Origin of the sequence: Anthropogastromicrobium sp. (genome assembly GCF_037349415.1) — a bacterium.
Taxonomy (GTDB): domain Bacteria; phylum Bacillota; class Clostridia; order Lachnospirales; family Lachnospiraceae; genus Anthropogastromicrobium; species Anthropogastromicrobium aceti.
In genome coordinates, this window is sequence record NZ_JAXWCK010000030.1 from 1 (window position 1) to 12,004 (window position 12,004).

The following is a 12,004-nucleotide window of genomic DNA, read 5'->3' on the forward strand; positions in this document are numbered from 1 at the left end:
ACAACATTTCGACAAAATTCGACATCATTGTCCGATAATTGCAAAAAGTTTCTTGACTTTCCCGCACGACTTTTGTCACAAAGCCAGTCGATATGGAACTTGTGTGTCATGTGCTGCAGAAGTGGTTGAAAAAATAGTCTTGTGATTACTGTTTGAATATGATAAGATACTGATATACAGGTTCTGTGCAGACAAAAGTCAAACAAAACACAGACAAGAAGGGAGAACCAATGGGATTTTTAACAGGTAAGACAGCCATCATTACAGGAGCAGGACGTGCTGTTTTAAGTGATGGAAGATGCGGTTCCATCGGATACGGAATTGCAACTGCTTATGCAAAAGAGGGAGCAAATCTTGTAATTACAGGACGTAATGTAAAGAAGCTTGAGGACGCAAAGGAAGAATTAGAGCGTCTTTACGGCATCAAGGTTCTGATCATGCAGGCAGACGTTAATGCAGGAGCAGACAATGAGGCTGTTGTAAATAAGGTTGTAGAGGAAACCGTAAAGGAGTTTGGCGGTATTGATGTGCTGATCAACAATGCACAGGCATCCGCATCAGGTGTTTCTATCGCAGATCATACAACTGAGCAGTTTAATCTTGCTATGTACTCTGGTTTGTATGCAGCATTCTACTACATGAAGGCTTGTTATCCATATCTGGCAAAGTCAAAGGGTTCTGTTATCAATTTTGCATCAGGTGCAGGTCTGTTTGGAAACTATGGACAGTGCGCATACGCAGCAGCAAAAGAAGGTATCCGTGGCTTATCTCGTGTAGCAGCTACCGAGTGGGCAAAGGACGGAATCAATGTAAATGTAATCTGCCCGCTTGCATGGACTGCACAGTTAGAGCAGTTTGAGAAGGCATATCCAGACGCATTTAAGGCAAATGTAAAGATGCCGCCAGCAGGTCATTTTGGTGATGCAGAGCTTGAGATCGGCCGTGTTTGTGTACAGTTAGCATCCCCAGATTTCAAGTATATGAATGGTGAGACTCTTACACTTGAGGGTGGTATGGGTCAGAGACCATAATAAGCGAAAAAAATATTAGTAGCCAAAAGTGCAGCCACCTAAAAGGTGCTGCACTTTTTTGTAGCCAAAATAAATATTTTGTGGTAGAATCAAGTTAATAGTGCAATAAATAAAAATATGTACCAGAAATGATACACAGCGGAGGAAACAGGTATGGAAGCAGAATATCAGCTGACAGCAGAAGAAGCAGAAAAAGAGATGGAACAGTTAAGAAAAGTATTTACAATTGTTCGTCTTGTAGATGCAAATAGGATTCAGTGTTTGGCATCAGGAAAGCCTTCATCAAAAACTGACTGTTCCTGTTATTGTTTCTGGGGAAAAAACAAGCCTTGCGAGAATTGTATTTCAGTGATTGCCTTTCGTGATAAGGCAGAAAAGACAAAGCTTGAGTTTTTAGACTCTGTGCTTTATCAGGTGTTTTCAAAGTATGTGGAAATTGATGGTGTTCCATATGTAATTGAAATGCTTAAAAAGTTAGATTTAGAGACACTGATTGATAAAAATGAGAGTGATAAGCTTGTAAATCAGATATTTGGTCTTGATGACAGGATATATCGTGATGTTTTAACAGGTGCATATAATAGACGTTACTACGAGGACGAATTAAAGACATCAGTTAATATACAGGGTGTTGCAATGATCGACCTTGATGATTTTAAAATTTATAATGATACTTTTGGTCATTCGGCAGGCGATGCCGTTCTTAAAACAGTTGTAAAACAGATTAGAAGCTGTGTTAGAAGTACAGACAGCATAGTGCGTTATGGAGGCGATGAGTTTTTACTTCTGATTCCAGGAATCGATGAGGATACATTTGTCAAGAAGCTTCGAGAAATTAGAGAGCGCGTATTTGCAGCAGATGTTCCAGGCTATTCAACTATACATCTGTCTGTCAGTGTTGGAGGTTTGTTCTGTAGCAATGAGATGCTTGAAAAGGTAGTGGAAAGGGCAGATCGTCTGATGTATCAGGCAAAAAATCAAAAAAATACAGTAGTAACGGAAAAAGGAATTGTAGACGCCAATGGAAATACGGATCTGGTAAAAAAAGAAAAAATGCGTCAGCAGATTCTAATCGTAGACGATTCAGAAATGAACAGAGAGATTCTTTCTGATATGCTCGGTAATGATTTTAGAATTTTAGAGGCTGAAAACGGTGAGGAATGTCTGCAGCTGTTAGATCAGTATGGAACGGGTATTTCTGCTATTCTTTTGGATATTGTTATGCCAGAGATGGATGGCTTTGAAGTGCTTAATGTTATGGAACGTAAGCATTTAATCGAGGATATTCCCGTCATTATGATTTCAAGTGAGGACTCCGATGTGTATGTGCGTCGTGCATATGAGCTTGGCGTATCAGATTATATTAGTCGTCCATTTGATGCAAAGGTTGTCTATCAGCGTGTATTTAATACGATTAAACTCTATGCAAAGCAGCGCAGATTATCTACACTTATCAGTGATCAAATTTATGAGAAAGAAAAGAATAACCACATGATGATTACGATTCTTAGTCATATTGTGGAGTTTAGAAATGGCGAGAGCGGTATGCATGTGCTTCATATAAATCGACTTACAGAAAAGATTCTTGAATGTCTCGTACAAAAGACAGATCGCTATCACTTAAGCTATTCTGATCGATATTTAATTACAACAGCGTCAGCTTTGCATGATATTGGAAAAATCGGTATTGATGATAAGATTTTAAATAAACCAGGAAAGCTTACAAAAGACGAATTTGAGATCATAAAAACGCATACACTGATCGGTGCGCGAATGCTTGAAGATATGGAGGTCTATAAAAATGAGCCGCTTGTAAAGATGGCCTATCAGATTTGCCGCTGGCATCATGAGCGCTATGACGGAAAAGGCTACCCAGATGGTTTAAAGGGGGACGATATTCCTATTAGTGCGCAGGTGGTTGCACTTGCTGATGTTTATGATGCACTTGTGAGTGATCGTGTTTATAAAAAAGCATATTCCCATGAGAAAGCTATGGAAATGATTCTTGCAGGTGAGTGTGGAACCTTTAATCCACTTCTGTTAGAGTGTTTGACTGATATTCAGGACACACTGCAGGAAGATCTAAATGCGGGGGGGGTGTAATGCAGACACAAAATAGGACGAAAAATTAGAATAGCAAATGCTTTAGGAAATCCTGAAAATTGCAGAAAAACCATTAGACATTTTTTGAAAAAAGAGGTATAATGGCTAGCATACTTCACGACATTCAAGGAGGAGAAAAATGAGAAAAATACAGAAAATGTGTGCAGCATTACTGGCAGGCGTTATGACTGTTGGAACATTTGCACCATCCGTATTTGCAGATGAGGCAGCTAAAGAGCTGACTGATGAGCAGGTAATCAATGTAAGAACAACTGCTTTCGGAAACAACTACGATGTTCAGGACATGGGCTGGAGATGGATGATGGCAGCTTGCTACGAGGGATTATACCGTGATGTAGCAGACGAGAATGGAGATGAGTTCATCTTAGCAGGAGCAGAGAGTGTTGATATTTCTGATGATGGAACTGTTTACACCTATCATTTAAGAGAGGATGCAAAGTGGTCTGATGGTGTTCCGGTTACTGCTCATGATTATGAGTATGGCTGGAAGCGTCTGTTAAACCCAGATTATGCATATGACTATGCATCCTTCATCTATAATGTAGTAGGAGCAGAAGAGTACAACTCTGGCGAAGGTTCTGCTGATGACGTTATGGCAGTAGCAGTTGATGATTATACCTTCGAAGTTACATTAAAGGTAGCAGACCCGACATTCGAGTCTAAGTTAGTAGCAACTCCTCTGTATCCGACACGTGAGGATCTGGCTGAGGCAGCTGGCGATAACTGGGGTAAGGATTGGACACTTTGCGTATATAACGGACCATTCTGCATGACTGATATGGTTGTAGATAATAAGATGGTATGGACAAAGAACGCTGAGTACTGGGATGCAGAGAATGTACATCTTGATACAATCAACTGGTACATTGTAGCACAGGAGTCTACAGCAGCTACCATGTTTGAGAATGGTGAGTTAGATCAGTATCAGCCAACTGGTGACTATGCAATTAAGTTTGAAAAGGAAGCAGAAGAAGGCAAGTATCAGTACATGGTAACAGATTATCCGGGAACAATTGGACTTCGTTTCAACTTTATTAACGGTGGTACATCCGGATTGATGAGCAATGTAAAGATTCGCAAGGCAATCTCCTACAGTATTGACCGTGAAGAGATGATCGATGCTGTTTATGGAAGATACAATCCGGCATACAGCTATGTAGCACCGGCTATCACATTCAATGGTTCTTCTTATCGTGATCAGGTAGGTGAGATCATGGAGGATGAGTATAACGAGTATGTTGGTGATCCAGATAAGATCGTTGCTTTGTTCCAGGAAGGTCTTGATGAGTTAGGCGTAGAGACTCCAATCGAAGATATCACACTGACTTATCTGACAAGTGGTTCCACAACTGAGGTACAGGCAGAGAGAGAGTACATTCAGCAGTCTCTGGAAGAGACACTTGGACTTACTGTTGAGTTAAGTGTAGCTGGTGATAGTTCCCTGTTCATCGCAGACAGAAATGAAGGAAATTATGACTTCTTCCTTGGCGGCTGGTATTCAGATTACAATGATCCGCTTGACTTCTTATATACTAACTATACTGATGCTTACGGTATGTCCTTTGGTGGATACAGCAACCCAGATTATGATGCATTAGCAGATCAGCTTGTTGGTGAGACTGATATGGATAAGCGTCTTGATATCTATAAGCAGATGGAGCAGATTCTTTTATTAGATGATTGTGCATTTGCACCAATCTACTATGCTACAAAGCAGGTTCTGCTTCAGAACTGGGTTAAGGATTATCGTACTTCCTCTTTTGGTGCAAGTGCTGAGTTTATCTGGACTTACATCGATGGAAAAAATCAGTAATAGAGCGCAATTAGTAGAAGGTAATGCTTAAAATTACGGTTTTACAAAAGTAAACCCAAAAGTTTGGAGGGGCTCGTTGTTCGGGTCCCTTCCTTTTCGTAATGATAATAAAAAAGAACAGGAGATAAGGCTATGGGTAGATATTTAATCAGGCGTTTTGCTGAGCTGATTTTGACAGTCTTTTTGATTGCAACAGCTACCTTTTTCCTGCTGGAGGCGGTTCCAGGAGATCCGTTAACCCAGAGGGCAGACCATTTGCCGGAACAGACGAGAACTGCTTTGTACCAGCGCTACGGACTGGATAAGCCGGTAATGGAACGTTATTTAATAACAATGAAGAAAATGTGTAAGGGTGATTTTGGTGAATCATTCGTATATGCCGGACAGACAGTAACAGGCTTGTTAAAGACAAAGCTTCCAGTATCTGCAAGACTTGGTATTCAGCAGATGTTACTTGGTGTAACACTTGGTTTATTGCTTGGAATTGTGGCGGCGATGAAGCGAGGAACCTTCATCGATTACTTGATTGTAGGCTTGTCGGTATTGCTTATTTCAGTGCCGCATTTGATATTTGGACTGCTTTTGCAGAAGGTTTTTGCAGGTAATCTTCGATGGTTTCCGACAATCGGATGGCCAGAGGGAAAGGATTTGTGGTTTGGAGGATGGAAGTATACTGTTCTTCCAACTCTGACAGGATGTTTCTCCTATATTGCAACTTACACGAGACTCTTAAAGACCTCTATGCTGGATGTTGTAAATCAGGATTACGTACTGACAGCAGAGTCAAAGGGCTTAAGCAAATCTGCAATCATTCGTAAGCATATCCTGCGTAACTCCTTTATTCCAGTTATGACGCAGCTGCCAATGTCTGTTGCTATGTGTATTACAGGTTCCTTCTTTATTGAGAGTATTTTCTCAATTCCAGGAATCGGACAGTATTATGTAACTGCCGTAAATAATCAGGATTTGTCAATTGTACTTGGTGAAACAGTGCTGCTGTCAATTCTGTATATCGCTGTCATCTTTATTACGGATATTTTATATGTATTTGTCGATCCGAGAATCCAGATGCCAGGCAAAAGAAGTAAATAAGGGAGGAAACATATGCTTACAGCTGATAAATTTAAAAGGGTTGGCTATACAAAAGAAGAAGCAGAGCGTATTGACCGCCCAACTATTTCTTACTGGCAGGATGCATGGAGACGATTGAAGAAAAATCCAGTTGCAATGGCATCACTTGTCGTGCTTGGACTGATTTTAATTATGGTTATTGTTGGACCATATATTAGAGGCTACGATTTTGTTTCAAAGAATGTAAAAGAGAAGAATCAGGGAATGAGCGCAAAGTACTGGTTTGGAACTGATTATCTGGGACGTGACTTGTTCTCACGTGTTTGGATGGGTGCAAGAGCATCTATCATTATTGCGCTTGTGGCAACAGCATTAAAACTGATTGTAGGAACACTTTATGGTGCAGCAATGGCACATTTTGGCGGTTGGGTCGATGACGTAATGATGCGTATAATTGAGGTAATCAACTCTCTGCCAAGTCTTTTGATCACAATTCTGATCATGATGGTTCTTGGCAACAATTTGTTTGCTCTTCTCGTTGCACTTAGTATTACTGCATGGTGCAGTACTGCCAGACAGGTTCGTGGTATGATTAAGCAGTTAAAGGAATCAGAGTATGTATATGCGGCAGAGGTACTTGGTGCAAAGCCATCACGTATTATCTTAAAGCATTATGTGCCGAACATGCTTGGAATTTTGATCTTAAATATGTCTACCTCCATTCCGGCATTCATTTTCACTGAGGCAGGACTTAGCTTCCTTGGAATTGGTCTGACTGCACCAGAGATCAGTCTTGGCGTTTTGATTTCACAGGGACAGCAGACACTTGATTTCTACCCAACACAGCTGATTTGGCCGTGTGTGATTTTATGTGTAATCGTTATGGCATTTAACCTGCTCGGCGATGGACTGCGTGATGCACTTGACCCGAGACTTCGCCAGTAAGACAAAGGAGAAACTATGAGTGACCAGAAAAATGATAAGATATTAGAAGTGAAAAATTTAAAAGTGTCCTACCATACCTATGCAGGCGAAGTAAAATCCGTGCGTGGTGTTTCCTTTGATTTGAAAGAAGGAGAGGCAATTGCCATTGTAGGTGAGTCTGGCTGTGGAAAATCTGTTACAGCAAAGTCCATTATGGGTCTTATTAAAGGACCACAGGGCGAGATCAAGCAGGGCAGCGAGATTTTATATCACGGTGATAATATACTTAATTATAATAAGAAGCAGTGGCAGGCATATAAGGGCGGTGAGGTTGCAATTATCTTCCAGGATGCACTTGCTTCATTAAATCCAACCATGCGTGTTGGAAAGCAGATCATGGAAAATCTGATGGCACATAAGCATATGACAAAGGATGAGGCAAAGAAGGAAGCAGTAAGAATGCTTCAAAAAGTTGGTATTCCTGAGCCGGAAAAGCGTGTGCGTCAGTATCCGCATGAGTTCTCAGGCGGTATGAGACAGCGTGTTATGATTGCAATTGCGTTTGCCTGTGACCCGAAGATCTTGATTTGTGATGAGCCGACAACAGCGCTTGACGTAACAATCCAGGGACAGATTCTTGATATCATTAAGGAACTGCAAAGAGAGCATAACACATCAGTCATCATGATTACACATGATCTTGGTGTTGTAGCAAATATTGCGCAGAAGATTGCCGTTATGTACTCCGGTATGATTGTAGAGCGCGGAAACTGCGAGGATATTTTCTATCGTCCGAGACATCCGTACACATGGGCATTGATTCGTTCTGTGCCGAGACTTGACCTTGAAAATAAGCAGGTACTTGCATCAATTCCAGGAACACCGCCAGATTTGTTAAATCCGCCAGTTGGATGTCCATTCTGTACAAGATGTGAGTACTGCATGGAAATCTGTAAAGAGCAGATGCCTGAGGTTACAGAGTTTGGTGATGGACATGAGGCGAGCTGTTGGCTGCATCACCCATTAGCACCAAAGGTGGAGATGCCGGGAGAAGCTTGACGTTTCTAAGCTCAAGCATGTCGAAAGGAATATTGAATATGAACAACGAAAAAGAAGTGCTCTTTTCAGTGAGCCACTTAAAGAAATATTTTCAGGTAGGCAAAAATGCTACCTTAAAGGCCGTTGACGATGTTTCCTTTGAGATCTACAAGGGAGAAACGCTCGGCATGGTAGGAGAGTCTGGATGTGGAAAGACCACATGTGGACGAACCTGTATCGGATTGTACAGCAGAACTGATGGAGAAGTTTTGTTTAAAGGAAAGGATCCGCAGAAATTGACTGGAAAGGAAAAACAGAACTACAAAAAGTCTGTTCAGATGGTTTTCCAGGATCCGTATGGCTCTCTTGATCCGCGTATGACAGTTGCTGAGATCATTGGAGAAGGAATTGATATTCATCATTTGGCTAAAAACAAAAAGGAAAGAAATGAGCGCATCTACCATTATTTGGAGCTTGTCGGCTTAAACAGAGAGCATGCGAATCGTTTCGTTCATGAGTTTTCAGGCGGTCAGAGACAGCGTATCGGTATTGCACGCGCGCTTGCAGTAGAGCCAGAGTTTCTTGTACTTGATGAGCCAATTTCAGCGCTTGATGTTTCCATTCAGGCACAGATCGTAAACTTATTGATTGACCTGCAAAAGCGCATGGGCTTAACATATTTATTTGTTGCCCATGATCTGTCCATGGTAAAGCATATCTCAGACCGTGTTGCAGTATTGTATTTAGGTACCTTAGTTGAGCTGACCACTTCTGAGGAGCTGTACGCAAATCCGCAGCACCCATATACACGAGCATTGCTGTCAGCAATTCCGATTCCAGATCCAAAGATCGAGCAGGAAAGAGATGCTAAAAAGATTCGTCTTGAAGGTGAAGTGCCAAGTCCTATCAATTCCCCGGCAGGATGTAAGTTCCAGGGAAGATGTAAATGCGCAATGCCAATCTGCAGACAGGAGATGCCAAAGCTTCGTGATATTGGCGGAGGTCATTTCGTTGCCTGTCATATTTGCGATCCATCAAATGGATGTGAGACAGGAAAATGCGTATGACACTGAGTAGAAAAGAGATGGTAAAGAAGGCCGCATTAGATGTATTAAAGGCATTTATAATCGGAGTTGCAGCCGCAGCTGCCGCAGCTATCATTTTATTTGCATGTGGATTTCTCTTTGGCAGTTTTCAGATAGTAAACGGCTTTGAAGTTGTAAAGGACGGTCTTTTGCTGATTGGTGCAATTGGTCTTTTTCTGGTGGCAGGAATGCTTCTTGCAAAAGGAAAAAAAGAAAATGCAGATGAGAAAAGAGAAGCAAAGAATGGATGGAGACAGCATTTTAGCGTAGTTGGTCTAAAGACAGTTGTTCTGATGATAAGTGCTGCATTTTTGCTGCTTGCGTCTGTGGCAGACTTGATTTTACTTAATCTTTGATGTGTATTTATTGTAGTAAGTCGCTATAGAATATTCCTATAGCGACTTATTACTTTTTTCTTATAGACAATAACCTAGAAAAAAGGTATGATTTAAAGGAATTGTACGAGTAAAATAGTACTAAAAGGTTTAAACTTTTGATATAGAAGGAGATTACGAAAATGGATTATAAATTTGAGACACGATGTATTCACAGAGATAATGAGCATGAGGAAGGCCATCCATACGGTTCTGTATGCACACCGATCTACCAGACAGCAACTTTTTATCATCCAGGTATTGGACAGACAACGGGCTTTAATTATACAAGAGAGAGCAATCCAACCAGAACGGAGTTAGAGGATATAGTGACTTCTCTTGAGGAAGCAAAAGATACCGTAGCTTGTGCAAATGGTATGGCAGCAATTGTGCTGTGCATGGAACTGTTTGAGTCTGGAGACCATATCGTGTGCTCAGAGGATTTGTATGGTGGATCTGTTCGTATGTTCCAGACAACAGGTGAGAAGCGTGGCTTGACCTTTACTTATGTAAATACAGCAGATGCCGCAGCAACGGAAGCAGCAATAAAGAGCAACACAAAAGCACTTTACATAGAGACACCAAGCAATCCAACTATGCAGATCACCGACCTTGCAAAGATGAAGAGTCTTGCAGACAAGTACAATCTTCTTGTAATCGTAGACAATACCTTCTTATCTCCTTATTTTCAGAAGCCAATCCGTTTTGGCGCGGACCTTGTTATTCACAGCGGAACAAAGTTTTTAGGAGGACATAACGATACATTGGCTGGATTTTTATCTACCTCAAGAGATGATCTGGCAGCAAAAATTCGCTATCTGTATAAGACAGTTGGAAGCTGCCTGGCTCCGTTTGACAGCTATCTGTTAATCCGTGGTATCAAGACACTGCCAATTCGTATGGAGCGTCAGCAGGAGAATGCACTTGCAATCGCAAAGTGGCTGCAGACACAGAAAAAGATTAAGCAGGTTTACTACATTGGTCTGGAGGATCATCCAGGATATGAAATCAATAAGAAGCAGACGACTGGATTTGGAAGCATGATTTCTATTCGCACCGACAGTGAGGCAACAGCACGCCGCGTACTTGAGCGTATTCGTCTTATTACATATGCAGAGAGTCTTGGCGGAGTTGAGTCATTAATGACTTATCCTATGCTTCAAACACACGGCGATGTTCCAGTTGAGACAAGAGAGCGTCTTGGAATCACCGAAGACTTCCTACGTTTTTCAGTTGGAATCGAAAATGTAGATGATTTGATCGCTGATCTTGATCAGGCATTAAATGGAGAAGACTGATATAAAATGATGATTTGACAAGACAGAGCAGACAAGATGTGGAGGTTTCAATTTGAAATACGATTTTGATAAAATTACAGACCGCAAAGGTACAGACTGTTTAAAATATGATTTTGCAAAAGAGCGTGGCAGACACGAAGGTATTTTACCTCTTTGGGTAGCTGATATGGATTTTCCAACACTGCCACAGGTCAGTGAGCGTCTTAGAAAAATCACTGAGCATGGAATTTATGGCTACAGTGATGCTAAGGAGCCGTATTTTCAGGCACTTTTAGGCTGGTATGAAAAGCATTTTTCATGGAAAATTCAGAAGGAATGGCTGATCAAGACACCAGGTGTTGTCTTTGCACTTGCAGCGGCAGTGCGCGCTTACACAAAGCCAGGTGAGGCAGTTTTATTACAGCAGCCTGTTTACTACCCATTTAGTGAGGTAATTGCAGATAATGAGCGTGTTATAGTAAATAGCCCGCTAAAGCTGATTGACGACCATTATGAAATTGATTTTGACGATTTTGAACAGAAGATTCGAGATAATCATGTAAAGCTGTTTTTACTGTGCAGTCCGCATAACCCAGTTGGACGCGTATGGAAAAAATGGGAGTTAGAAAAGATTGGAGAAATCTGCATCCGCTATGGAGTAATTGTAGTAAGCGATGAAATTCACAGCGACTTTACATGGGGAGAGAATAAGCATCTGATGTTTGCATCTTTATCTGACGATTTTGCAAACATAAGCATTACATGCACGGCACCTAGTAAGACCTTTAATTTAGCTGGTCTTCAAGTCTCAAACATATTTATTCCAAACGAGACACTTAGGTTTAAGTTTAAAAAGGCAGTAGATGCAGCAGGCTACAGTCAGGTTAATGTGATGGGCTTAGAGGCGTGTCAGGCAGCTTATGAGTACGGTGAAGAATGGCTGACTCAGCTAAAGGAATATCTGAAAGATAACATTGCATTTGTGCGTGAATTTATTCAGACAAGGCTTCCAAAGCTTACTATGATTGAACCAGAGGGTACTTATCTTTTATGGATTGATTTTCGTGCGCTTGGTCTGACAGAGGCACAAAGGCAGGATCTGATCGAAAATAAGGCAAATCTTTGGCTAGACAGCGGTGCAATGTTTGGACCTGACGGAGAGGGCTTTGAACGCTTTAATGTTGCATGTCCGCGCTCTGTATTAAAGCAGGCATTCGAGCAGCTAGAGGCAGCTGTAAATAGCTTATAAGGGAAAATTGAGATTTAT

The 12,004-nt window shown here is 41.3% G+C and carries 10 protein-coding genes; all 10 read left to right on the forward strand.

Annotated elements, in window-relative coordinates; all coding sequences use genetic code 11:
• The first annotated feature begins 230 nt into the window (after nucleotides 1-230).
• The 10 genes from WJP93_RS06700 to WJP93_RS06745 all read left to right on the forward strand — a co-directional run bounded on the left by WJP93_RS06700 (nucleotide 231) and on the right by WJP93_RS06745 (nucleotide 11,986).
• A complete protein-coding gene (locus WJP93_RS06700) occupies nucleotides 231-1,031 on the forward strand; it encodes an SDR family oxidoreductase (protein WP_262536518.1) in 801 nt (266 codons plus the stop codon).
• 153 nt (nucleotides 1,032-1,184) lie between these two features.
• Complete coding sequence (locus WJP93_RS06705) at nucleotides 1,185-3,134, forward strand: diguanylate cyclase (protein ID WP_337547407.1); 1,950 nt, start codon at nucleotides 1,185-1,187, stop codon at nucleotides 3,132-3,134.
• A gap of 139 nt (nucleotides 3,135-3,273) precedes the next feature.
• Entirely contained in the window at nucleotides 3,274-4,968 is a 1,695-nt protein-coding gene (locus WJP93_RS06710) for a peptide ABC transporter substrate-binding protein (RefSeq protein WP_337547409.1), read from the forward strand.
• A 132-nt stretch (nucleotides 4,969-5,100) separates the two neighbouring features.
• The gene (locus WJP93_RS06715) at nucleotides 5,101-6,060 is read left to right on the forward strand and encodes an ABC transporter permease (RefSeq protein ID WP_227101981.1); all 960 of its coding nucleotides are present in this window, start codon (nucleotides 5,101-5,103) and stop codon (nucleotides 6,058-6,060) included.
• 12 nt (nucleotides 6,061-6,072) lie between these two features.
• A complete protein-coding gene (locus tag WJP93_RS06720) occupies nucleotides 6,073-6,984 on the forward strand; it encodes an ABC transporter permease (RefSeq protein ID WP_066559405.1) in 912 nt (303 codons plus the stop codon).
• A gap of 15 nt (nucleotides 6,985-6,999) precedes the next feature.
• A complete protein-coding gene (locus tag WJP93_RS06725) occupies nucleotides 7,000-8,022 on the forward strand; it encodes an ABC transporter ATP-binding protein (RefSeq protein WP_118612363.1) in 1,023 nt (340 codons plus the stop codon).
• A gap of 38 nt (nucleotides 8,023-8,060) precedes the next feature.
• A complete protein-coding gene (locus WJP93_RS06730) occupies nucleotides 8,061-9,068 on the forward strand; it encodes an oligopeptide/dipeptide ABC transporter ATP-binding protein (protein WP_156500791.1) in 1,008 nt (335 codons plus the stop codon).
• Entirely contained in the window at nucleotides 9,065-9,442 is a 378-nt protein-coding gene (locus WJP93_RS06735; RefSeq protein ID WP_337547414.1) for a hypothetical protein, read from the forward strand. Before WJP93_RS06730 ends, WJP93_RS06735 begins: the two co-directional genes overlap by 4 nt.
• A 161-nt stretch (nucleotides 9,443-9,603) precedes the next feature.
• A complete protein-coding gene (locus WJP93_RS06740) occupies nucleotides 9,604-10,758 on the forward strand; it encodes a PLP-dependent aspartate aminotransferase family protein (RefSeq protein WP_337547415.1) in 1,155 nt (384 codons plus the stop codon).
• Nucleotides 10,759-10,810: 52 nt separating this feature from the next.
• A complete protein-coding gene (locus WJP93_RS06745) occupies nucleotides 10,811-11,986 on the forward strand; it encodes a MalY/PatB family protein (RefSeq protein WP_337547417.1) in 1,176 nt (391 codons plus the stop codon).
• The last annotated feature ends 18 nt before the right edge of the window (nucleotides 11,987-12,004 follow it).